At 38.4% G+C, this 24915-nt stretch carries 19 protein-coding genes; 14 read left to right on the forward strand and 5 right to left on the reverse strand.

Translation table 11 applies throughout. The features are described 5' to 3' along the window. Positions 1–288 precede the first annotated feature (288 nt). The 9 genes from ACT6XC_RS02110 to ACT6XC_RS02150 all read left to right on the forward strand — a co-directional run bounded on the left by ACT6XC_RS02110 (position 289) and on the right by ACT6XC_RS02150 (position 11498). Entirely contained in the window at positions 289–1350 is a 1062-nt protein-coding gene (locus ACT6XC_RS02110) for an NAD(P)H-dependent glycerol-3-phosphate dehydrogenase (RefSeq protein ID WP_443737462.1), read from the forward strand. A gap of 37 nt (positions 1351–1387) precedes the next feature. Continuing rightward, complete coding sequence (gene ffh, locus ACT6XC_RS02115) at positions 1388–2761, forward strand: signal recognition particle protein (RefSeq protein ID WP_443740632.1); 1374 nt, start codon at positions 1388–1390, stop codon at positions 2759–2761. A 164-nt stretch (positions 2762–2925) separates the two neighbouring features. Beyond that, the gene (locus ACT6XC_RS02120; protein WP_443740633.1) at positions 2926–3750 is read left to right on the forward strand and encodes a YdcF family protein; all 825 of its coding nucleotides are present in this window, start codon (positions 2926–2928) and stop codon (positions 3748–3750) included. Positions 3751–3773: 23 nt separating this feature from the next. Continuing rightward, positions 3774–4829 carry an HD domain-containing protein gene (locus ACT6XC_RS02125; RefSeq protein ID WP_443740634.1) on the forward strand — a complete coding sequence of 352 codons (1056 nt, stop codon included), beginning with the start codon at positions 3774–3776 and terminating at the stop codon, positions 4827–4829. 82 nt (positions 4830–4911) lie between these two features. Continuing rightward, positions 4912–7011 (forward strand): toprim domain-containing protein, encoded by a 2100-nt coding sequence (locus ACT6XC_RS02130; protein ID WP_443740635.1) that lies wholly within the window; start codon positions 4912–4914, stop codon positions 7009–7011. Between the two features lie 8 nt (positions 7012–7019). Then, positions 7020–8960 carry a DNA topoisomerase IV subunit A gene (locus ACT6XC_RS02135; RefSeq protein ID WP_443740636.1) on the forward strand — a complete coding sequence of 647 codons (1941 nt, stop codon included), beginning with the start codon at positions 7020–7022 and terminating at the stop codon, positions 8958–8960. Beyond that, positions 8961–9869, forward strand: a complete 909-nt coding sequence (locus ACT6XC_RS02140) for a hypothetical protein (protein ID WP_443740637.1) — start codon at positions 8961–8963, stop codon at positions 9867–9869. Then, positions 9870–10463, forward strand: a complete 594-nt coding sequence (locus ACT6XC_RS02145) for an IMPACT family protein (protein ID WP_443737469.1) — start codon at positions 9870–9872, stop codon at positions 10461–10463. Between the two features lie 78 nt (positions 10464–10541). Further along, a complete protein-coding gene (locus tag ACT6XC_RS02150) occupies positions 10542–11498 on the forward strand; it encodes an ABC transporter substrate binding protein (RefSeq protein WP_443737470.1) in 957 nt (318 codons plus the stop codon). 126 nt (positions 11499–11624) lie between these two features. On the opposite strand, the gene ACT6XC_RS02155 is transcribed toward ACT6XC_RS02150, so the two are convergent. Genes ACT6XC_RS02155 through ACT6XC_RS02165 form a run of 3 tightly spaced genes read right to left on the reverse strand, consistent with a single transcriptional unit; the run spans position 11625 to position 15062 of the window. Then, positions 11625–12992 carry a sensor histidine kinase gene (locus ACT6XC_RS02155; RefSeq protein ID WP_443740638.1) on the reverse strand — a complete coding sequence of 456 codons (1368 nt, stop codon included), beginning with the start codon at positions 12990–12992 and terminating at the stop codon, positions 11625–11627. A 3-nt stretch (positions 12993–12995) separates the two neighbouring features. Beyond that, positions 12996–13676: a response regulator gene (locus tag ACT6XC_RS02160; RefSeq protein WP_443740639.1), complete on the reverse strand. Its 681-nt coding sequence runs from the start codon at positions 13674–13676 to the stop codon at positions 12996–12998. A 33-nt stretch (positions 13677–13709) separates the two neighbouring features. Beyond that, the gene (locus tag ACT6XC_RS02165; protein ID WP_443740640.1) at positions 13710–15062 is read right to left on the reverse strand and encodes a diguanylate cyclase; all 1353 of its coding nucleotides are present in this window, start codon (positions 15060–15062) and stop codon (positions 13710–13712) included. Positions 15063–15167: 105 nt separating this feature from the next. On the opposite strand from ACT6XC_RS02165, the gene ACT6XC_RS02170 reads away from it, so the two are divergent. After that, the gene (locus ACT6XC_RS02170; RefSeq protein ID WP_443737474.1) at positions 15168–16091 is read left to right on the forward strand and encodes an ABC transporter permease; all 924 of its coding nucleotides are present in this window, start codon (positions 15168–15170) and stop codon (positions 16089–16091) included. A gap of 10 nt (positions 16092–16101) precedes the next feature. Further along, a complete protein-coding gene (locus ACT6XC_RS02175) occupies positions 16102–16899 on the forward strand; it encodes an ABC transporter ATP-binding protein (RefSeq protein ID WP_443740641.1) in 798 nt (265 codons plus the stop codon). 62 nt (positions 16900–16961) lie between these two features. Here the strand turns inward: ACT6XC_RS02175 and ACT6XC_RS02180 are convergent, their stop codons facing one another. Further along, positions 16962–17915, reverse strand: coding sequence for an alpha/beta hydrolase (locus ACT6XC_RS02180; protein ID WP_443740642.1), 954 nt, complete (start codon positions 17913–17915; stop codon positions 16962–16964). Positions 17916–18088: 173 nt separating this feature from the next. On the opposite strand from ACT6XC_RS02180, the gene ACT6XC_RS02185 reads away from it, so the two are divergent. The 3 genes from ACT6XC_RS02185 to gltX all read left to right on the forward strand — a co-directional run bounded on the left by ACT6XC_RS02185 (position 18089) and on the right by gltX (position 21732). Continuing rightward, positions 18089–18649 (forward strand): hypothetical protein, encoded by a 561-nt coding sequence (locus tag ACT6XC_RS02185; protein ID WP_443740643.1) that lies wholly within the window; start codon positions 18089–18091, stop codon positions 18647–18649. A 10-nt stretch (positions 18650–18659) separates the two neighbouring features. Further along, a complete protein-coding gene (locus ACT6XC_RS02190) occupies positions 18660–20006 on the forward strand; it encodes an MATE family efflux transporter (protein ID WP_443737478.1) in 1347 nt (448 codons plus the stop codon). A gap of 145 nt (positions 20007–20151) precedes the next feature. Next, entirely contained in the window at positions 20152–21732 is a 1581-nt protein-coding gene (gene gltX, locus ACT6XC_RS02195; RefSeq protein ID WP_443740644.1) for a glutamate--tRNA ligase, read from the forward strand. A gap of 138 nt (positions 21733–21870) precedes the next feature. On the opposite strand, the gene adhE is transcribed toward gltX, so the two are convergent. Further along, entirely contained in the window at positions 21871–24486 is a 2616-nt protein-coding gene (gene adhE, locus ACT6XC_RS02200; RefSeq protein ID WP_443740645.1) for a bifunctional acetaldehyde-CoA/alcohol dehydrogenase, read from the reverse strand. Positions 24487–24915 lie beyond the last annotated feature (429 nt).

Raw genomic sequence — 24915 nt, forward strand, 5'->3', positions numbered from 1 at the left:
GAATGAAAATTACTGGAAAAAAACATTTTACGGCTGTGGAAGACTTATTCCTGAACTTTAAGGAATAAGTGTAAATGCGTTACGGATTGTAAGGGCACCAGAGGTGTTGTTTTCTGGAATATAATGGAAGAAAACAATGCAACCCTGAAAAGCCGGACGGCAACTTGTTGCCGGAACGCCCATAATCAGAAAATTGCTGTAATTGCCCCTATTAAAATTACTTGCTATAATTAAAGTACTATCTCTGTGGTTTATTGGCTTTATTAGAGAAAAATTACGAGGTTTTAAATGGTATCTAAAAGTGTTGGTGTTATTGGTGCTGGTGCATGGGGCTCTGGTCTTGCACAGGCAATTGCTCGTGGTGGACACAAAGTTCAGATGTGGGCACGCGAACAGGATGTAGTTGACGGCATAAATAACAATCATGAAAATAAGCGCTATCTTCCGGGGTATCCGCTTTCTGAAAATATGACTGCTTCTTCTGATATAAAAGAAGTTGCCAGTGGAAAAGAATTTTTGATTCTTGCTTCTCCTTCTCTTTATCTTGCTTCAACTGCTAAGCAGTTGCTTGAAGTTGATGATATTAAACAGGGAAAAGTTACTATCGGCGTAATAACAAAAGGTTTTATTACTTCTGCTGAAGGACCAAAACTTGTTCTTGAAACTTTGGAAAACGTTTTGCCTCCATGCTATAAAGGTCAGCTTGTTTATATTGCTGGACCTTCTCATGCGGAGGAAGTTGCAATGGGAAAACTTACAGGTTTGATTGCTGCTTCTGAAAATGCAAAAAATTCTATCCGCTTTCGCGAGCTTATGCATGTTCCTGGACTTATGGTTTATTCTTCACTTGATGTTATTGGTGTTCAGATTTGTGCTGCCGCAAAGAACGTAATTGCGATTGTTTTTGGTGCATTGGACGCTATTGCTGAACATTCGGATCAGTTTGGCGATAATACAGAATCTTTGCTTCTTGCTGCTGGACTTAACGAAATTCAGACCCTCGGCATGGCTATGGGAGCAACTCATCCAGAGACTTTTACTTCGATTGCTGGTGTAGGCGACCTTGATGTAACTTGCCGCTCAAAATATGGACGTAACCGCCGTTTTGGTCAGGATATGATTAAAACAGACATGCTTGAAAAATTCAAAAATCTTGATGATCTTATTGCACGTATTGGTGAAATCGGCTATTTGTCGGAAGGTGCTGTTGCCTGCAAATATGTGCACGAAATTGCTGCTAAGCTTGGCATTAAACTTTTGATTTGTGAAGGTCTTTATAGAATTCTCAATAAAGAAATTAAACCTGCTGACTTGATTAACAGCCTTTTGACAACAGGAAAAATTGACTAAAATTTAAAAACTAGCAGATTGTTTACGGGAATAAAAAATGCTTGAAAAAATTACAAACACTTTCAGTAATATTGTCCGCACTGTGAGCGGAAAATCTACGATTACAGAAAAAAACATTGAAGACACAGTTGAACAGATTAAAATGGCTCTTCTTGAAGCCGATGTGAATCTTCGTGTAGTGCGTCGCTTTGTTAATGCAACGATTGAAGAGGCTAAAGGCGAAAAAGTTCTGCGTGCTGTAGATCCTGGACAGCAGTTTGTAAAAATTATCTATGACCGCATTGTAAAAATGCTCGGCGACCAGAAGGTTGACTTGCAGTTAAAAGGTCCTGATACACAATCTGTAATTCTTTTGCTTGGTCTTCAGGGTGCTGGCAAAACGACTGCTGCACATAAACTTGCAGCCAGACTTTTAAAAGAAGGAAGAAAGCCTGTTCTTGTAGCGTGCGACCTCGTTCGTCCTGCTGCTGTTGAACAGTTAAAGACTCTTGGAGAAAAGATTGGCGTAAGTGTTTATTTTGAAGATGGCGAAAAAAATGCTGTAAAAGTTGCAAAAAACGGTCTTTCGTTTGCAAAAAAGAATGGCTTTGATACGGTGATTGTCGATACTGCCGGTCGTCTTCAAATTGACGAAAATATGATGGAAGAACTTGTTTCTGTAAAAAAAGCAGTTGACCCTCAGGAAGTGCTTTTGGTTGCAGATGCAATGACTGGTCAGAACGCGGTTGACGTTGCCAAGAGTTTTGATGAACAGCTTGGACTTACAGGCGTAATTCTTACAAAATTTGACTCCGACGCTCGCGGCGGTGCGGCTCTTTCTTTAAAAACAATCACCGGAAAACCGATTTTATTTATCGGTACGGGCGAAAAAACAGATGATTTTGAACCTTTCCATCCAGACAGGATTGCAAGCCGTATCCTTGGCATGGGTGACATTGTAAGTTTGGTTGAAAAAGCCCAGCAGACGGTTGATGAAGAGGAAGCAAAAAAACTTCAAGCAAAAATTACCCGCAATGAATTTACTTTGAATGATATGCTTGCTCAGTTTGAAAATGTCGGAAAAATGGGAAGCGTAAGTTCTCTGCTCGATATGATTCCTGGACTTTCTGGACAAATTGACGAAAGCAAGATCGACCTTTCTGGAATGAAAAAGCAGAAGGCGATTATTCAGGCGATGACTCAAAAAGAGCGCAATAATCATTTGATTATTGGTCCGAGTCGCCGTAAGAGAATTGCAAAAGGAAGCGGAACAAGCGTAGCCGAAGTAAACAAACTCATAAAACAGTTCGAAAAAACTAAACTTACAATGAAAAAACTTACAAAAAATCGCGGAATGCAGGCAAAACTTATGCAGGGAATGGCAGGAATGGGTGGCGGTTTTCCTGGCGGATTTCCGGGATTTGGTCGTTAATCGGTAACTGAATGTTTTGGGGTGAATCCTAGCCTGGATTGTAGCCCCGAAGTTACATTCTGGCGATTGAGCTTTGCGAAATTGCCAGAATGTAATGGAGCGAAAGCGGAAGGGCGGAAAGCCACTTGACTGTAAAAGTTTGCTCCATTTTTTTATTAAAATTTATGATTTTTGTAATTTTTGTTTTAATTTCTGCCTTGTCTTTTTTTTATTTTGTCGCAATGCAGCTTGCGTCTCCTGGAACTTTTTTGGGGACTTTTTTTGGTTTTTCTGTTATATGGCTTTTATGCGCCGTATTTTTTGCAGTTCTTGCAGTTTTGCAGAAAAAAAAGCTTTTAAGAACGATTTTTTTTAGGATAAAACGTAGCGTAAAAATATTTTTGCTCGTTTTTGTCTTTTTAGGCGCCGTAATTTGCGGTGTAAACTTGTTTTTTATCTGTAATCCGAGACTTTCTGACGGAAATGAAAAAGTTCAGTACGTGATTTTGCTGGGTGGCGGGATTACAAAAGACGCAAAATTGACATTGTTTGTTCAAAACCGCGTGCGTGTAGCAGGCGAATACTTAAAAACTCAGCCTCAGGCGATTTCTGTTGTAACAGGCGGAAAAGAAAGGTTTTCCCCTTGTCCGGAATCTGACGTTTTAAAACCTGCGCTTGAATCTTATGGAATTGACGGAAAAAGGGTTCTGGCGGAAAATATGGCAAAAGATACGATTGAAAATTTTTTGTTTAGCGTAAAAATTCTTTCTGAACATGAAAATAAAACTGTTCAGGAAATTTTAAATTCGCCGGTCGCTGTTGTGACGAGCGATTTTCACCTTGCCAGGGCGGAACGGCTTGCAAAAAGAATCGGTTTTACGGATGTTTACGGAGTTGCCTCAAAAACTCCAGCACTTTTTGTTTTAAATTCTTATTCGCGCGAAATTTGTTCTTACATAAAATTGAATTTACGGATTTTATTTACAGGAAAACCTTCGCTTTTAAAATAAAATTCTGGAATATTTAAAATATAATGGATGATTTTACTTTAAAATACCATAAAATCCTCTGCAAAGAGTTTCCTTCTTGGCTTTACGGCTATGTTTGTCTGCCGGTTTTGCAAAGACTTAAAGGTATTGGACTTTTGTGCGGAACTGACTGGACTGCGCTTTACAGAAATAGATTTTTTTACAGCCGTTTTGATCACAGTGTTGGAACAGCCCTTGTTGCTTGGAAGTTTTCGCAGAATAAGAAGCAGACACTTGCGGCACTTTTTCATGACATTGCGACTGGCGTTTTTAGCCACGTAAATGATTTTAGGAAGGGCGATGCTTTAAAACAGGAATTGAGTGAAAACGAAACTTTAAATATTCTTGCTAGCGATGAAAAACTTGCTGGACTTTTAAAAAAAGACAGGATTGAACTTGAGGAAATTGCCGATTATCACATTTATCCTTTGTGCGACAATGAAATTCCGCGTTTGAGTGCAGATAGGTTGGAATATATGTTTCCTAGCAATATGGCCCTGGCGTTTTTGAACAATGGGCACGTCTGGACATTTGAAGAAACTGAAGAAATTTATAAAAATATCTGTGTGTTAAAAAACGAGAGCGGAAAAGATGAACTTGGATTTTCTGATTTAAAACTCGCAGAACTTTACACCGAAGGTTTTTGCGACTGCTCTTTGATTTTGCAGCATAACGAAAATAAACTTGCACTAAATATGCTTGGAAAAATCGTAAATCTTGCGATTGAAAAAAAACTTATAACTGAAAAAGATTGCATGGCTTTGAGCGAAAAAAAAGTTATTGAAATTTTTGACGAATATGCGGTTCACAATGATGATTATCTTTCTTTACTTATAAAAAAATGGCGGACAATGACGCAGATTGAACGGTTTTGCCAGGAACCTGGACAAAATTATTACAGCGTAAATCTTGAAGTAAAGAAAAGATATATAAATCCTCTTGTAAAGCATTTTTCTGGAAAAATTGAGCGTGTTTCGGAGGCGAGTCCAAGAGCTCAAAAAATGATTCAAAATCTCTTGTGTTTTAAGGATAGCGAATATGGCGCTGTAAAACTGCTATAAGCGCAAATCGGCTGACATAAGTGTTAACACTTGTGTGATACTTGTGTTGAGGAGTTTGAAAATTTCCGCTAAACTTAAAGATATGGGTGGAAAAACTGAAACTTCTAAAATTGCAGAAAAAACAGAAAAAACGATGACTGTAAAGAAAACAACTGCAAAAACTTCTGTAAAAGCAAAAAAGCCTGTTGCTGGAATTGACGAAAACGGAACTTTTCGAGCGTGGGACAACGCTAAAACAAAGGCTAAGCCTAAAAAAACTGAAGAAAAAACTCCTGCAAAACGTGGAATTAGTGCAGAGCAGACAGCAAAAGCTCTTGCCGCGGCAAAGGCAATCGATCCGTCTTTAAAAACTAAAGGAAAAAAACTCGCAGCTTACGACGATTCACAGATTAAACATTTGGATGCTTTGGAGCATATTCGCTTACGCTCAGGAATGTATATTGGACGTCTTGGCGATGGTTCAAACCAAAATGACGGAATTTACGTTCTCTTAAAAGAAGTTATCGATAACTCAATTGATGAATTTATTGTCGGGTTTGGAAATAGAATAGATATTCAGATTGTTGAAAACCGCGTAAAAGTTCGGGATTACGGACGTGGAATTCCGCTTGGAAAGGTTGTTGAATGTGTAAGCCAGATAAATACTGGTGCAAAGTACAATGACGATGTTTTTCAGTTTTCTGTCGGAATGAACGGCGTCGGCACAAAAGCTGTAAACGCGCTTTCTTCATATTTTAAGGTAATTGCAATTCGCGATGGTTATGCTACAGAAGCGGTTTTTGAGCGAGGAAAATTAGTTGCAGAAAAAAATACTGTAAAACTTTCAAAACCTGCAAAAAACGGAACTTATTTTGAATTTGTTCCAGATGAAGAAATTTTCGGCAAGTATAGCTTTAATATGGAATTTGTTGAAAAACGGCTCTGGAATTACGCTTATTTAAATACAGGTCTTACAATCAACTTTAATGGACAGGTTTTTGCAAGTCAAAACGGACTTTTGGATCTTTTGCAGAAAGAACTCGAAGCTGATACGATTTATCCAATTGGTTCGTATACTGGCGCTCACCTTCAGTTTGCATTTACCCACACAAATGCTTATGGAGAAAATTATTTTTCTTTTGTAAACGGACAGTTTACGAGCGACGGCGGAACCCATCTGACTGCATTTAAAGAAGGCTTTATAAAAGGTGTGAATGAGTTTTTTCAGGAAAATTATAAATCTGAAGACATTCGCGAAGGAATTACGGCTGCAGTTCTTGTAAAAGTAAAAGATCCGATTTTTGAAAGTCAGACAAAAAATAAACTCGGAAATACTGACATAAGGCAGTGGATTGTGAGCGAAGTTCAGTCTGGACTTGATGATTGGCTTCATAAAAATCCAAAGGCTGCGGAAATGCTTCAGAAAAAAATTGAAGCAAACGAAAAACTTCGTACAGAATTAAGCGCTGTAAAAAAAGAAGCAAAAGAAGCTGCCAAAAAGGTGAGCATTCGAATTCCTAAACTTGATGACTGCCGTTTCCATCTTGAAGACGGAACAAAAGGCGAAAATTCGATGATTTTTATTACAGAAGGAAATTCTGCTTCTGGCGTCATGACGCACAGCCGAGATGCAAATTCTCAGGCGATTTTTTCTCTGCGTGGAAAACCAGAAAATATGTACGGCAAAAAGCAGACTGATATTTACAAAAACGATGAGCTTTTTCAGCTTATGCGCGCTCTTGGAATCGAAAATTCTGTTGAAGACCTCCGTTATTCAAAGATTGTAATTGCAACCGATGCCGATAATGACGGATTCCATATCAGAAACCTTGTTCTTACTTTTTTTCTTGGTTATTTTGAAGAACTTGTTACAAGTGGCAGAGTTTGGATTTTGGAAACTCCTCTTTTCCGGGTTCGCACAAAAAGAGAAAATATTTATTGCTATAGCGAAGATGAACGCGACAAGGCTCAGAAAAAACTTGGAAAAAATTGCGAAACCAGCCGTTTTAAAGGATTGGGAGAAATCAATCCGAGCGAATTCCGGCAGTTTATTGACCCCCAGACAATGCATTTAACCCCGGTCGAAGTTAGCCAACTTAAGGTAATTCCTCAGTTGCTTGCTTTTTACATGGGCAAAAACACTCCCGAACGTCGTTCTTTTATTGAAAAGCACTTGCTTAGCAACGCTGAAATTGATGTATAGGAAAAAAAATGGCATTTGTAAAAAATCTATTCGACAAAAATTTTATAGAATATGCTTCGTATGTAATCCGTGACCGCGCAATTCCTGATCTTGAAGACGGATTAAAGCCTGTTCAGCGCAGAATTATGCACACTCTTTTTGAAGTTGATGACGGATATTTTCAAAAAGTAAGTTTTGTGGTCGGACGCACGATGAAGTATCATCCTCATGGTGATGCTTCAATTTACGGAGCTCTTGTAAATCTTGCAAATAAAGAAATTTTCATAGAAAAACAGGGAAACTTCGGAAATAAATTTACTGGCGACGGACCTTCTGCTGGCCGTTACATTGAATGTCGGATTCACCCTCTTGCAAAAGATTTTTTAGTCACAAATCCAAAAATTACTCACTATGTTCCAAATTACGATGGTCGCGACACCGAGCCGGAAGTCTACCGGGCAAAAATCCCTCTTACGCTGATAATGGGAGCGGAGGGAATTGCGGTCGGAATGAGCACAAAAATTCTGCCATACAATCTGAAAGAAGTTTTAGATGCGGAAATTAAATGCTTAAAAGGTGAAAAATTCAAGATTTATCCAGATGCCACAACAGGCGGTTTAATCGATGTTTCAAATTACAACGACGGAAACGGGAAAATTATTACTCGTGCAAAGTTTGATATTAGCGATGACAAAAAAATCGTAATTACAGAACTTCCGGTTGATACAAATGCAAAGGATTTGCTCCAGTCGATTGATAATGCATATCGTGCTGGAAAAATAAAAATCAGTTCGGTTGACAATTTTACAACCGACCATTGCTGTATCGAAATAAAACTTCCGCGTGGAGTTTATACAAAAGATGTAATTGACAGTCTTTACGCCTATACTGATTGCGAAAAAACAATTGCCTGTCAAATGCTCGTCATAAAAGACAACATGCCAGTTGCAATGACGGCAACACAGATAATTGAGTTTTATTCACAAAAGCTCACGGGAATAATAAAGGACGAACTTGAATTTGAACGCGGAACTTTAATGGAAAAACTTCATATCCGCACTTTGGAGAGGATTTTTATTGAAGAAAGAATTTATAAAGCGATCGAAACTAAAAAAACACAGGAAGATGTCGTAAAAGCGGTTTACAAAGGTTTTGTGCCGTTTAGGGCTAAGCTTGTGCGCGAAATCAGTGACGAAGATGTTGAACATTTGCTTCAAATTCCAATCAGAAGAATTTCGCTCTACGATATAAACAAAAACCGCGAAGAGGTTGCTGCAATCAATACAAGACTTAAAGAAATTGCAAAACTTTTAAAAAATCTTGTTGGTTGCGCAATCGATTATCTTGGTTCAATGCTTGAAAAATTTAAAAAACTTTCTCCTCAGATGTTGCACCGCAAAACGACAGTCACGAGTTTTTCTGCAGTCGACGTTAAGGCTGTTGCAAAATCTGACCAAAGTTTGCGTTATGACGAAAAAGGCTATCTTGGAATAAATGTTTCTGGTGGTCAGGAAATAAAAAAAGTTTCGCCTTATGACCGAATCCTTGTAATGCGAAAAACAGGAATGTATTCGGTTTGCGACGTTCCTCAAAAAATGTTTGTTGACAGGGGAATGTGGTTTTGCGAAATTGCAGAAAAAGAAATTATAAATAAGGTCCTTTTTACGGTGATATTTCGCGATCCAAAAACAAAATACTGCTTTATAAAAAGAACGAGAATTCCAAGCTGGATTTTAAACCGCGATTATTTTATTGCGCCAGACGGAATGGAAGTTTTGCATGTTGATACTCGCGAAAAATTTACTTTTACCTTGCATTACGAAAAAAAGCCGCGTGTAAAAGTTTTGGAAGAAAGTTTTAAGGCACAAAATTTTGAAGAAAAAGGACTCAAAACCCTTGGCATTCGATTGTGTACAAAAGAAGTTGAATCCGTTAAAGTTGACGGTACGCAGATGGAGCTGTTTAAATAATTGAAAAACAAAGAACTTATTGTAAAATTCGCACCTGTTGCAAGAAAAAATTTAAATAAGACATTTTTTACGCTTTTTATAATCGTAATTCTCGAATCTTTGTGTTCGGCGCTTTTTGTCGGAACTTCGCTTCTGTTAAATTCAATGCAGGATTCATTTGCCGTAACTTTTTTTAGTTACGCGCTTATGTTTTGCGGAGTTTTTTTCTGGTTTTTGATTTTAAGTGGTTTTGCTACAATGCTCTTGCGTATGGCAAGAGATGAATTTGTGACAATTGGTTTTTTGTTTTACGGATTCAGGCGATTTAAGCAGTTTGCTCCAGCAGCGTTTTTCTATACTCTGCTTACAGGAATTTCTGCGGCTGTAGTTGCTGGAACTATGTATTTTATAACAAAGTCAAATCCTGATTTTATAGTAAATTTGCAGTCAAAATTTGGAGAAAACGCTTTTCTCTATCTTCTGATTATTTTTTCATTTATATTGGTTTTCCTGCTGATATTTCCTCAGGTTTTTCTTTTTTTCTTAAAATATGATAATCCGAAACGTCCTGTTTTTTCGCTTGCTTTTTTGAGTTCAAGACTTCTGTTCAAAAATATTTTTAAACTTATCGGTTTTGTTTTTATGGTTGGTGGAAGAAATTTGATTCTTGCGGCATTTTATTTTGGAATAACATTGTCTTTTTCTGCGGCGCAGAAGGGCGGAGCGGTTCAGTTTTTTTCACTGATTTTTGATTTTTTGTATTTTATAAATTTTTATAAGGCGCTTTCTTTAATGAGCCTTGCTGTTCCGTTTTTTTACGAAAATTTGCGTCAGCCAGCTGTGGAAATTGTTTTAAGTCTTAAAAAAAATGATGATGAAATTTTGCTGGAAAAGAAAAATCCTGATAAAACTAATTCGGACGGTCAATAATTGAAAATTCCTGTAAAAGCTTCTTCTGCCCAGCTTTTGATAAAGGGGTCTCGTTTTTTAGGCGAAACTTTTATTCTTGAAGAGCAGAACCAGGTTCGGTCAATATTAAAATCTCAAAAACAAAAATATTCGGATTCGACACACGTTTGCCATGCTTTTGTTTTTGGAAAAAATGCAGAAATTATGGGAATGAGCGATGACGGAGAACCTGGAGGAACTGCTGGAAGACCTATGCTCGATGTTTTAAAAGGCAGTGGCTCGACAAACATTTTGGTAACTGTAACCAGATGGTTTGGCGGAACTTTGCTTGGAACGGGTGGTCTTGTTCATGCCTACAAAGATTGCACAAAGGCGGCTCTTGAAACTACTGTTTTTGAAGAACTTGTTGAAAAGTCTGAATTTAGTTTTAGTGCGGATTATCAGTCTTATCAGGTTGTTAAGAAAATTCTGGAAGGTTGGACTCTTTTTGATGTTGAAGAAAAGTTTGCAGAAGGCGTATCTGTAAGTGGAAAAATTTCAAAAACAGACGCAGAAAGCCTAAAAAACAAACTTTTTGATGCAACAAACGGAAAAGTAAACGTGATTATTGTTTGACGCAATGCCGTTACAATTTTATAATAAGCGTTATATTTTTTTGTTTGCATTGCAAACTTTTTAAAAGGAGTGAAAAAAATGAAAAAAGTTGCTTGTATAATGGCTGCAATTGCTGTTGCAGGACTTGCACTTACAGGTTGTTCAAAGAAGGCTGGTTCTTCGGACAAAGTTATTAAAATTGGCATAATTCAGTTGGTTGAGCATCCTGCTCTCGACAAAACATGCAAAGGTTTTGTCGATGCCCTTGCCGAAGCCGGATATGCAGATGGAAAAAACATTTCTATTGATATGCACAACGCACAAGGCGATCAGGGAAACTGCGTAACAATTGCAAATAAACTTGTAAACGATAAAGATGACTTGATTTTTGCAATCGCAACTCCTGCTGCCCAAGCTGTTGCTAACCTTACAAAAAATATTCCAATCCTTATTTCTGCCGTAACAGATCCAGAATCTGCTAAACTTGTAAAATCTAACGAAAAACCTGAAACAAACGTAACAGGTACTTCTGACCTTACACCAGTTGCTCAGCAGATTAAACTTCTTAAAAAAATTGTTCCGTCTGCAAAAAAAGTTGGACTTATGTACTGTTCAAGCGAGCAGAATTCAATTTTCCAGATTAACCTTGCAAAAGAAGCTTGCAAGGCTGAGAAACTTGAATTTGTTGAAGGTTCTGTTTCTAATTCAAACGAAATTCAGCAGGTTACACAGAGTCTTGTTGGAAAAGTTGATGCAATTTACATTCCAACAGATAATATGCTTGCTGCAGGTATGGCAAACGTTGCAATGGTGGCAAATCAGGCAAAAATTCCGACAATCGTTGGAGAAGATGGAATGGTTCAGTCTGGTGGACTTTGTACTTACGGTGTAAATTACTACGAACTTGGAAAACAGACTGGCGCAATGGCTGTTGAAATTCTTAAGAACGGCGCAAATCCTGCCGACATGCCAATTCAGTATCTTGAAAAATGTGACTTTTCTAAAAACTCAAATACTGAAAAAGCACTTGGACTTACTCTTCCAGAAAATATGTAAAATATAGTTTTGGGATTGTTGTTTTTTTTGCAATTCCCGGAAAACTTACGCCGGACACGCCGGGCTTTAGTCGTCTGCCATGCAGACGATGAGCGTATAGCGAACCCAGAGTGGCCGGTTTTTATGTTATGTAAAATTTTTTAGCGTGATTGTAATCAATGCTCCGCCATTCTTGCCGTTCGAGGCTATGATTTTTCCATTTAAACTTTTTATAATCGCCTGAGCAATGCTCAGTCCTAAGCCGCTTCCTCCTGCAGAGCGGTTGTGGCTCGAATCTCCGCGATAAAAGCGTTCAAACACGTGGGGAAGTACGGTTTCTTCAAAACCCGGGCCGTTGTCCAGAATCTCGATTGTTGTTTGATTTTCAGTTTGCGTGCATTTTAGTTTAATTAGCGGATTTTGCTTTATGAATTTATTGCTGTTTGAAATTATTGCGACAAAAACTTGATGTAAAAGTTCGTTGTCGGTGTATATTTCTTGAAGAGGTTTTTCTTCAAATTGAATTGTCATATTTTTGTTTATAGCCTTGAATTCTTCTTTTAAGCGAAAAAACATTTTTTGAATACTGACTTTTTCGGTTGCAGGTATAATTTTTCCGCTTTCAATTCTGCTCAGCTGCAAAAGATTTGAAATTATAGAATCCATTGAATGGGTTTCCTGAAGAATTGTGTTAAGGCTTTTTTCAAGCTGTTCGCTGTCATTTTTTCCCCAGCGTCTTAGAAGATTTGCCTGTCCTAAAATTACTGCGACTGGAGTTTTTAGTTCGTGGCTTACGTTGCTTGTAAAACTGCGTTCGCGGTCAAAATCCGCCTTTAGCCGTTCAAAAAGGCTGTTGAATGTTTTTGCGAGGTTGTCGAGTTCATCTTTTTTTCCTGTTTCTGGAAGTCGCTGATTTAAATTTGTTGAACTGATTGTCGCCGCAGTTTTTGTTATTTTTACGACTGGATGCATTGTCTGCCGTATAAAAAATCTTGAAATGAAGAACGAGATTATTAAGAGCGGAATTGTTGCAACTGCGATTAAAGAAAACATTTCCCGGAAAAACCTGTGTCCTGCGCCACCGTTTGTTTTTTGCGCGATTTGTATGGTAAATGTTGTTCCGCCGATAAAATTATATCTGGTTGTCATATAGATTATACTTATTGGTTCAAAACCAGCTGCTTTTTTTGTTGAAAAACGTACGGGTCTTCCTTTTGTTTCTGGGAGTTTTCCGAAGATGCTGTTTTTTTGACGGAAAATTTCTCCCGATTCTGTGTCGTAAATAATATATGAAACGAAAAATGGCAGTTCAGAAAGTTTGCGGTCTAAAAATTTAAAATTTCCAGTTGAAAGTGCCTGAACTATGATTTCGCTTGTTCTCGAAAAACCTTTGTATTCTTGTTGATGCGAAAACTGTCTTAAAAGCATAAAGAACAATAAAATTATTATAAAGACAGTTGCCGTTAATATTGCAGAGAATTTAATCGAAAGCCGGAAAACAACGGAGTTTTTCATTTTTTATTCCAATTTGAGCATTTTATAGCCAATTCCGCGTATTGTTTTTATGTATTCTGTGCCAGCTGTCTGGTCGATTTTTGAGCGGAGATAGCCAACGTAAACATCGACTGTATTTTCGTCAATAAAATGTCCTTCGCCCCATACCGAATCAAGAATTTGAGGTCGTGACAGGACTTTTTCCTGATTTTCCATAAAAAGTTTGAGCATTAAATATTCGGTTTTTGAAAGATTTAAGTCTGCGCCCGAAAGAGTTACTTTCATGCTGTCAGGAACGAGGAGAAGTTTTCCGTTTTTTAATTGAGAATTTTTTGAATTTGGAGTAATTGACCGGCGCAAAACCGCATTCATTCTTGCAAGAAGTTCTTCAATTTCAAAAGGCTTTGCAATGTAGTCGTCTGCTCCTGCGTTTAGACCGTTTACTTTGTCGTAAGTTTCTCCGCGGGCAGTTAGAATTATGGCTGGAATGTTTGAAGTTTTTCTGATTCGTCTTAAAACTTCAAGTCCGCTCAATTGAGGAAGCATAATGTCTAAAAGAATAAGATCTGGTTTTTCTTTTTTAAAAACTTCGAGAGCTGAGCGTCCGTCAAATGCTGTGCAGGTAGTGTAACCTTCGTGTTTGAGTTCTGCGTTTACAAAGTCAGAAATTCCTGTATCATCTTCTACGATTAGAATTTTTTCCATAATTAAAAAAATAACCTTTTTTTTAGAAAACAGTTACAGCTTTTCTTTTGAATGCGCAAGCCTTTTGTCTTTGTACATATTTTTGTCTGCAATTTTTACGACCTCTTCATAGTCGCTGCTGTCCTGAGGACATCTTGCAAAACCTACACTCGCCGTAACCTGCATTCTTGCTGTTTCCAAGACAGTTTCGCGCTTTATGGATTCTTTCAGGCGCTCTATAACTGTTTTTACAAAATTTTCATCATGTTCGCCTGGCAAAATAATTGCAAATTCATCACCACCGAGTCTGAACGCAAGGTCGCCTTTTCGAATACAGTTTGAAATTTTTCGTGCGACGATTGTAAGAATTTTATCTCCAGTGTCGTGTCCCAAATTGTCATTTATCATCTTAAAATTGTTTAAATCAAGATAGACAATCGTGTATTGCAATGCCAATTTTTGATATTGCTTTAAAATTAAAGAGAATTTGCGTGCATTGTAGAGATTTGTGAGAGGATCCATAAATGTCAGTTTTTCAAGGTTTTCGTTTCTGTCCTTTGTTGTGACTAAGAATCCAATCAAAATTGAAATGATTACGCATATAAAAAAGAGTATTATGCTAATTATAAAGAGTCTTGAAGGCGAATACCAGCCGTTTTTTGGAACAACATAAAGCGCCCAGGAAGATTCTTTTACGTTGAATCTTGTTATTACAGGTTCGATTAACTTTTCGTTTGTGTTTGAAGAAAGTAAAACTTCTTCATCGACATACGGATCAAATTTGTAAAGTTTGTAGCTGCATGGCGGATTTGAATAATTTAAGTAATTCAATGTGTCCTGATCAAACAGGTCTTTTATCTTTATGTAAGCTGTACAAAAACCCCAGAATTCTCCCTGAATTTTTTTTGTCCTCAGAAAGATTGGATCTTGAAGAATTAGAATGGGCTGGTCTTTGTCGAAAAAGTAAGGTCCTGTTAAATAGGATTTTCTGTTAATCTCTGCAAAAGAGGAAATTTTTTTTGTGTACGGGGAATTGTATAAATCAGTAATAATCTTGTCTTCTGACATTTGCGGAAAAAACTGGCTTGGTTTTCCTTTTGGTGCCAGTTGAATGCACATTATTGAAGGGCTTTGAGGAATAAATGCTGGAATAATATTTTCAAAACCGCTTACGTCTCCGTTGGTTGCCATTATCATTCCTTTGATATTTTCGTTTATGGGAAGAGCCTTGTCTAGTGAGAAAGTGAATAATGTTGCGGCGGTTTTACTTATTAGTTCACACTGCTGGTGCAGGTGAGTGATTTTTGTATTATGAACGTATGAAACTATAAAAAATGCAGAAACCACTAAGAGAGTAAATGTTACTTTTACCGGAAAAATTATTTTTCCTTCTTTAATTAGAAACATACAATGTTATTTTAAAACGAATATGGCGTTTTTTCCATTGTTTTTTACTAAAATTATTGTTTTTTCGCCTTGCAAGGCTTTGTTTAAAAGTTATAATGAATAATTATGAATATTATAAGCATCTTTATGGCTATGCAGGGTGCCGTTGCCCAGGGCGTTTTATGGGGCGTTATGACTTTGGGTGTTTACCTTACTTTTAGGGTTTTAAACATTGCAGATATGACATGTGACGGTACTTTTGCTCTTGGCGGTTCAGTATGTGCCGTTATGGTAATGAATAATTTTAATCCGTATTTTGCACTTTTTGCTGCATTTTTTCTTGGACTTTTGGCTGGTGGCGTAACTGGTTTTCTTCACACAAAGTTGAAGATTCAGGAACTCCTTGCAGGAATCCTCTCAATGACAGCTTTGTATTCTGTTAATATCAGAATTATGGGTCGTTCAAATACACCTTTGCTCGGCGCAGAAACTGTAATGAACCGTATTCAAAATTTATTTAATAAAATGACACCAAATATGGCTTCCCTTATTTCTGGGCTTTTGTTCTGTACTGTATTGATTCTCGCTCTTTACTGGTTTTGTGGGACAGAAATTGGCTCTGCCCTCCGTGCTACCGGAAATAACGGCAACATGGTTCGTGCCATGGGCGTTGATACCGACAAGATGAAGATTTTGGGACTTATGCTTTCTAACGGACTTATTGCCTTGAGCGGCGGTCTTGTTGCTCAGTCTCAGGGTTACGGTGATGTTGGAATGGGAACAGGAACTTTGGTTATAGGTCTTGCTTCTATCGTCCTTGGAGAAGCGATTTTTGGCTGGTTCTCAAAAAAATTGCCGTTCTGGTTTACTCTTATCTCTGTAGTTTTGGGGTCAATTGTCTACAGAATTGTAATTGCTGTTGTTCTTCAGCTTGGATTAAAATCAAGCGATTTAAAACTTTTGACTTCCATCATCATCACGATTGCGCTTGCAATTCCAATCATAAAGCAGCAGAGTATAAAATTTTCTGGAAGATTGCATAACAGGTAGGTAGCATAAAATGCTTAAAATTACAAATGTAACAAAAACTTTTAATCCAGGAACAATTACAGAAAAAAAAGCTCTTCTTGGAATAGATCTTACGCTCGAAGACGGCGATTTTGTGACTGTAATTGGTGGAAATGGAGCTGGAAAATCAACTCTCTTAAATCTGATTGCTGGAGTTCATTCTTGCGATACTGGAAAAATCGAACTGAATGGTATTAACCTGACGAATATGCCTGAGTATCGCCGTGCAAAATATCTAGGACGAGTTTTTCAGGATCCGATGCTTGGTACTGCCGCAAATATGGAAATTGAAGAAAACCTTGCAATGGCTTTTAGGCGCGGAAAAACACGTTCTCTTGCCTGGGGAATAAAAAATTCTGAACGCAACCTTTATTACGAAAAACTTGAGCTTTTGGGACTTGGCCTTGAAAAACGTATGCACAGCAAGGTCGGCCTTCTTTCTGGCGGTCAAAGACAGGCTCTTACTCTCTTGATGTCAACTTTGCAAAAGCCAGATTTGTTGCTTTTGGACGAACATACCGCTGCTCTTGACCCAAAAACTGCTTCTCGCGTTCTTGAACTGACTAAAAAATTTATCGAAGAAGATCATTTGACTGCGTTTATGGTTACACACAACATGATGCACGCAATTGAATACGGAAACCGCCTTATTATGATGATGAACGGAAAAATTGTTTACGACGTTCGTGGTGAAGAAAAAAAGAATCTAAAGGTTGACGACTTGCTTGCAAAATTCGGTGCTGCCGGAGAAATGAACGACAGAATGATGCTTGAAAGCAAGGCCCTCTAAAATTTTAATGCGGACAAAATTGAGGTCAATTTTTGGCTGTCAATTTTGTCCGTTTTTTTTTGTTATTTTATATAAGTGTCGAGCCATTCAATTGAAATAGCCTGCCACTTTTTTGCCGTTCCTGATGCCCCCATAATTCCAAAACCATGACCGCTTGCTGGAAATACGTGAAGTTCTGTGCGGACTCCTGCGTTGCGAAGAGCTGTCCAGTAAGGAATGATGTTGGTTTCTGGATTTACTGATTTGTCGTTGATTGCACAGCAAAGCCAGGCAATAGGATTGTCCTTGCTGACGTTTTTTTCGCAGGAAACTGCGTCTTTTTGAGCTTGAGTTGCCGATTCTCCAAGCAGATTTTTTTGGCTTCCAGAATGGGTAAGACCGTCCTGCATTGTAATTACTGGATACATAAGCATTTGAAATGCTGGTTTTGCATTTGTCCATGAACCGTCTGGCAGTTTGTCTGCTTTGTCCTGCATTTTATAAACTTCGTCGTTATAGCGTTCTGCAAGGCTTCCTGCGACGTGTCCGCCTGCTGAAGAGCCCATTACTCCGAGTTTGTCAGGATTTATACCGAATTCTTGGGCACGAGAGCGGATTACGCGCATTGCTCTTTGTGCGTCAGCAAGTGAGACTGTAGAACTGTCTTTGTGCTGATCGTTTGGTGTGCGGTAAACAAGAACAAAACAAGTGTATCCGGCGTCGTTGTATGCTTTTACATAGTGAACACCTTCTTTGTCGTAAACTACACGCTGATACGAGCCTCCTGGAATAATTAAAATTCCTGTTTTTTTATTCTGAGTTTCTTTTGACGGCTTGTAGACTTCGAAATAAGGTTGGGTTACGCCGGAAATTATTCTGTCGTGAGTATTTCCCCCTCCGCGTTCTTCGACAGTTTGTTCGATTTTTAATTTTTCTGAACCTGGACCTGTTTTTTTAGGCCAGAGCCAGACTTTTTCCTGAGCAAAAATTGAACTGCAAAGTAAAATTGCAGTTATAGCAGCAAGTGTTTTTTTCATTTGTTCCTCCAAGACGAATATCGTGTTATATTTATAATATAAGATTATAGCCCCGATTGGAATGGCGCCGAAGGCGTTCGGCTTTGCCGAATGAGCACCATGAAAAGCGGGTTTGACCGAAATTTATGCTCCAAATTTGCATAAATTTATCTTTAAAAATTGGGTGGATTTTTATGACGGAAAATATTCAGGATGCTATTTCGGCTTTTTCGGACAAATTAAAGAGAATTTCGGGTTTTTCGGATGCCAGACTAAAAAAAGATATTTCGGAAGATGAGATTCTTGAAGAAAAAATCCGGCACAGTGCGCAGGCGTTGCGGTCGAACGTTGTAAATACTTATAGAATTTATAAATCGCCTTTTGCTGCCCTCGGTAAAAATTCGAGTCGGGCGGCTTCGATTGAAGAGGACGAGCAGGCTCTTTTTAAAGCTTATTCGCTTTTTGTTGGCGCAATGGAACTCAATAAAAAAAATGAAGGAAAAAACGCCGTGACTTATATTTCGAAAGTTGAAATTGCTTCGCCTTTAGCCGAGAAATCCTGTTATACGGTCGGCGGACAGTTTATCTGGCTTTTTCTGTGGTTGTATTTTGAAAAAAATTGCCGTGATTATTTTCCGTATTTTTGTGAGCGAGAAAAAAAATGGGAACTTTGTTTTAAAAAATCTGCTAATTTTTTGTTTGAAGGAAACGAAAAAGAAGTGTTTGAGATTGTAAAACGCGAATTTTATTCATAATATTGCTGTTATGACAAAGGATTTGACGGTTGGACGGCCACTAAAAGTTATTTTTGATTTTGCGGTTCCTGTTTTTTTGGGATATTTGTTTCAGCAGTTTTATAACCTTGTAGATACGATTATTGTCGGTCAGTTTTTGGGAGTTTCGGCTCTGGCTGCTGTTGGTTCTACAGGTTCGCTCAATTTTATGATTATTGGTTTTTGCATGGGGCTTTGTTCGGGTTTTGCAATTCCTGTCGCTCAAAAGTTTGGTGCAAAAGATTTTTGCGGAATGAGACAGTTTGTCTTTAATTCTGCTGTTCTGGGCGGAATTTTTGCAATTGTCCTGACTGCGGTTACTGTGATTTTTTGCAGACCACTTCTGTTGCTTTTAAAAACTCCTGCTGACGTTATTGATGGCGCTTATGATTATTTTGTGGTTATTCTGGCTGGAATTCCTGTTGTAATTCTCTACGACCTTCTTTCTGGAATAATCCGTTCTGTTGGCGACAGCAAGACTCCTCTCTATTTTTTGATTTTTTCTGCGATTTTAAATATTATTCTCGATTTGATTTTTATTGCCTGCTTTGGCTGGGGAATTCCTGGTGCTGCCTATGCAACTGTAATAAGCCAGGGTGTCGCTGGAATAATCTGTTTTTTTTATATGCACAGAAAATTTGAAATTTTGAGATTGAATAAAGAAGACAGAGTTTTTAGTTCAAAGAGGAGCCTTGGCCTTCTTGGAACAGGAGTTCCGATGGGGCTTCAATACTCAATTACTGCAATCGGCTCTGTAATTTTGCAGGCTGCGGTCAATGTTCTTGGATCGGTTTATGTTGCTTCGATTGCAACCGGAGCTAAAATAAATATTTTTTTTGCGACGCCTTTTGATGCCTTGGGAACAACAATGGCGACTTATGGTGGACAGAATGTCGGTGCAGGAAGAACTGAACGTTTGAACAGCGGGCTTTTTAGTGCCTGTATTATCGGTTTTATTTATTCTGCCTTTGCATTTGTCGTAATGTTTTTTGGAAGCGAAGCGTTGACCAATCTTTTTATGAACAAAAATGAAGCGCCTGAAGTTGTAGCGCTTGTCTGCAAAAATGTGCGTTTGTTTTTGCTTGTGAATAGCGCCTGTTACGTTCTTTTAGTTCTTGTGAATGTCGTCAGGTTTATGATTCAAGGAATGGGATTTTCGACAGTTGCTATATTTGCTGGAGCATTTGAACTTGTTGGGCGAGGCGTAATCGGAATTGTTTTTATTCCGATGTTTGGTTTTGCCGCTGCCTGTGCTGCAAGTCCGTTGGCTTGGCTTTTGGCGGACAGTTTTTTGATTCCTGTTTTTTTCTGGTGCTGCAAAAAATTAAAGAAAAAGTAGATTTTTTTGTTGTGGTTGCCCAGAAGTTCTTATTTTCAGTATAATAAAAAGATAAAATTGTTTTTTTTAACAGTCTGAATGCTGGATTTTGAATTTAGAATTCAGGCGATTATAAAATTCGTTTATTGAATCTAAGAGGAATAACATGGAAAACATTAAAGAAGTTCGTGTTCGCTACGCTCCGTCTCCGACTGGAATGCAGCATATTGGTGGTGTAAGGACTGCGCTGTTCAATTATCTTTTTGCACGTTCAAAGGGCGGAAAATTTATTTTGCGTCTTGAAGACACTGACCGCACACGTTACGACGAAAAATACGTAAAAAATCTTTATGATACTCTTGCCTGGCTAGGAATTGACTGGGACGAAGGTGGCGATAAGGGCGGTGAATACGGTCCTTATGTTCAGAGCGAACGTTTTGAACTTTATAAAAAATATGCAAATGAACTGATTGAAAAAGGCGAGGCTTATTATTGTTTCTGCGACGCTGAACGCCTTGAAAGAATCCGCAAAATCCAGACTGAAAATAAAATGGCTCCTGGCTATGACAGAAACTGCCGCCATTTGACAGAAGAAGAAGTTAAAGAAAAACTTGCTTCTGGAATTCCTCACGTAATTCGCTTAAAGGTTCCGATGGAAGGCGAAACGAAATTCCACGATCATATTTTGGGCGACATTGTATGGAAGAACGAGGATATTTCTCCTGACCCGATTTTGCTCAAGTCAGACGGTTTTCCGACTTACCACCTTGCAAATATTGTTGATGACCATTTGATGCAGATTTCGCATGTAATGCGTGCACAGGAATGGATTCCTTCAACTCCTCTCCACGTTCAGATGTACAAGGCTTTTGGCTGGGAACACCCTGAATTCTGCCATCTTCCAATGGTAAACGGTTCTGACGGAAAAAAACTTTCTAAACGCCACGGTTCAACTTCTCTCAACGAATTCCGTGCGCGCGGTTATCTTCCTCAGGCAATTATAAACTATGTTGCTCTTTTGGGATGTTCTTACGAAGAAGGAAAAGAGTTTTACACTCTCAAGGAACTTGCAGAAAAATTCAGCCTTGAACACTTAAATAAGGCTCCCGCTGTTTTTGATTACAAAAAACTCGAATTCTACAATGCAAACTACATTCGCCAGCTTTCGACAGAAGACCTTTACAAATGGACATTGCCGTTTATTACTGGAACAGGAGATGCAACTCTCGAAATCAATCCTGAAAATCCGCAGCCAAAACCAAATGTTGGTCCTAAATTCTCTGGAGTTGCGCTGGGAGAAGACGGCGAGCCTTACTGCGTTGACAAGTCGATGAATATGACGAGCGCAGATGTAAAAGAAACTTTGATGGGACTTATGCCACTTATTCAGGAAAGATTAAAGTTTTTGACCGAAGCTGCAGAAATGGTTCATTTTATGTTTACTGAACCAGCAGTTCCTCCTGCAGACCAGATTATTCCAAAAAGAATCGATGTTGCAAAAACTAAGGAAGTTTTGGAAGCTGCTAAAGAATTTGTTGCAGCAGTTTTTGAAACAGACCACGAAGGCGCAGAAAATTTTGCAAAGGCAAAAGCAGAAGAGCTTGGCATTAAACTTGGCGACTTTATGATGCCGATTCGTATGGCAGTTACAGGAAGCCGTGTTTCTCCACCACTTATTGGTTCAATCCACGTCCTTGGAAAAGAGCGTAGCCTTAAGAGAATCGAAAGAACTATTGCAACTCTGTAGTTTTTGAAAGATATTCTAAAACAATAAAAATGGTCATTAAATCTGAATAAAAGACAGACAAATGACCATTTTTTTGGAAGAAAAAGAGTTTGAAAGAGGAAAAGAAAACTTTTGAAAAAAGGTGTCGTTTCCTCTTTTTTATTTTTCTAGAAATTCTGTCGTAGAATATGCTTCTGTCAGAATTTTTTTCATATCTTCTACCATTGGAACGCGTGGATTTGCTGGTGAACACTGGTCTTCGTAGGCAAGATAAGCGAGTTTTTCAACTGCGTTCATCCATTCTTTTTCATCGATTCCCTGGCTCTTGAAGTTCATCTGGATTCCGAGCTTCATTCCCAGTTCTCCGCAAGCTTTTGCGTAAGATTCTACGCCTTCTGCCGTTGTTTTTGCTGGAAGACCGAGCAGGCGGGCAAGTTCAGCATAGCGTTCTGCAGCCTTGTAGTAGTTGTATTTTGGCCAGGTTGAAAGTTTTTCTGGCTGAGTTCCGTTGTAGCGGATTGTAAACGGAAGCAGGATTGCATTTGCGCGTCCGTGTGGAACATGAAATTCGCCTCCGACTTTGTGAGCCATTGAGTGGTTCATTCCGAGGAATGCGTTTGCAAAGGCCATTCCTGCAAGACAGGAAGCGTTGTGCATTTTTTCTTTTGCTTCTACATCGTCTGCGCCGTTTTTGTAAGAGCGTTCAAGATATTGGAATACCATTTTGATTGCCTGAATACAAAGTCCGTCTGTAAAGTCGTTTGCAAGCGTAGAAACGTAAGCTTCTGTTGCGTGTGTCAGAACGTCCATTCCTGTGTCGGCAACGATTTTTGGTGGCAGTCCATAAGTAAATGTTGGATCGATGATTGCAACATTCGGAGTCAAAGAATAGTCGGTAAGAGGATATTTTTTGTGCTCTTCTTTGTCGGTAATTACGGCAAATGGAGTTACTTCTGAGCCTGTTCCTGAAGTTGTTGGAATACATACGAGGAGCGCTTTTTTTCCGAGTGCTGGATAACGGAAGGCGCGTTTTCGGATGTCCATAAATTTTTGTTTGAGGTCGTTAAAGTCAACGTCTGGATTTTCGTAGAAGAGCCACATTCCTTTTGCGCAGTCCATTGAAGAGCCTCCACCCAAAGCAATGATTGTGTCTGGCTCAAACGAACGCATAAGCTCAACACCCTTGCGAACTGTCTGGATTGAAGGATCTGGCTCAACATCGCAGAAAAGCTGATACTGAATTTCGTTGCGGTTAAGTTTGAGCTGGTCGGTAATTTTGTCAACATAGCCGAGCTGAACCATTGAGCGGTCAGTTACGATAATCGCCTTGTGGATCTCCTTCATTTGGTGGAGATATTCAATAGAGTCGCGTTCAAAGTATATTTTTGAAGGAATTTTAAACCATTGCATATTGTTTCTTCTCCGTCCAAGTTTTTTGATGTTCAAAAGGTTTACGGCGCTGATATTGTCGTCTGTAGAATTGTGTCCATAAGAGCCACAGCCCAAGGTTAAAGAAGGAATAAACGAGTTGTAAACGTTTCCGATTCCGCCAAATGTAGAAGGTGAATTCCAAATTATGCGGATTGCAGGAACCACATCCCCAAAATGTTCGGCAATTTTTTTATCAGTTGTATGAATTGCGGCAGAATGTCCAAGTCCGTTAAACCTTACTGAATTTTCCGCCTTTTTAATGCCATCTTCTGTCGAGTTAGACTTTACGATTGCAAGAACAGGAGAAAGTTTTTCGCGGGTAAGGCATTCTGCAACACCGATGTCTTTACATTCTGCAAGGATGATGCTCGTTTCGGCAGGAATTTCGAATCCGGCATTTTTTGCAAGAACTCTTGGATTCATACCTACAATGTCTGGATTGAGTTTTGCAACGCCAGGATCACCGTCAACACCGAACATATATTTTTCGAGTTTCTTTTTTTCGTCGGCAGAACAAAGGTAAGCCTTGTATTCCTTGAATAACTTGAGCGCATCTGAATAAATTTCTTTGTCGATAATTGCACTCTGCTCAGAAGCGCAAACCATTCCGTTGTCAAAAGCCTTTGACATTACAATGTCGTTTACTGCCTGACGAAGATTACAAGTTTTTTCAACATAAGCTGGAACGTTTCCTGCGCCAACTCCTAATGCCGGTTTTCCGCACGAATATGCAGCCTTAACCATTGCATTTCCGCCAGTTGCAAGAATTGTTGCAACTCCAGGATGGTTCATTAAAAGCGAAGTTTTTTCCATTGAAGGCTCTTCAATCCACTGAATACAGTCTTTTGGAGCGCCTGCGGCAACTGCTGCTTCGTAACAGATTTTTGCTGCGGCAATTGAACAGTTTATTGCACTTGGATGGAACGAAAAAATAATTGGATTTCGTGTTTTAAGACAGATGAGCGACTTGAAAATCGCCGTAGAAGTAGGGTTAGTAACTGGTGTAAGGCCCGCCACAACACCGACAGGCTCTGCGATTTTTACGATTCCTGTAACATCATCGTCTTCGACAATGCCAACTGTCTTTAGGTGACGCATATGGTTTACAACGTATTCGCAGGCAAACAAGTTTTTTGTTGCCTTATCTTCAAAAACGCCACGCTTAGTTTCTTCTACGGCAAGTTTTGCAAGAGTTCCGTGGTGGTCAAGAGCCGCAACTGAAGCTTTTGCTACAATATAGTCAATTTTTTTCTGGTCAAAGTTTGCGTATTCTTCTAACGCTTTTTGTGCACGTTCGACAAGAGAGTTGATTTCTTTCTGAGAAGCATTCAATTCTTCACTCATAAATTTTTCTCCTTTTATTTTTTATTACAATCTAAAAATCTCTTTAATTATAAATCATATTTTCTGTTTTAGATAAAAAAAATATAAAAAAAATGTTAATTCCCTGCTGTATAAAAAAGTGTACGGTTTTGAAAAACTGTATAAAAAAATGAACGATTGTTAATTTTTTTTGTAAAAAAGTGGACATTTTTATTTTTTGTGTTATAAGGGCAAAGAATAAAAAAACTAAATAATTGCTTGTATTACAGAGAAATATAAAAAACATCTTTTGTTTTTAGAAACGGATTAAAAGTTGGCACGATTATTGCATTATATAAAATGACGACATTTGTTTTAAAAGTTTGTGTTGTAAACTTTCTTATCATCTGTTGTTCTCACTTCGTTGCGAAACAACTTAAAAAGTCAATCCTAAAACTGAAGTTTAAATCT

This window comes from Treponema berlinense (assembly GCF_052273165.1).
Taxonomy (GTDB): Bacteria; Spirochaetota; Spirochaetia; order Treponematales; family Treponemataceae; genus Treponema_D; species Treponema_D berlinense_A.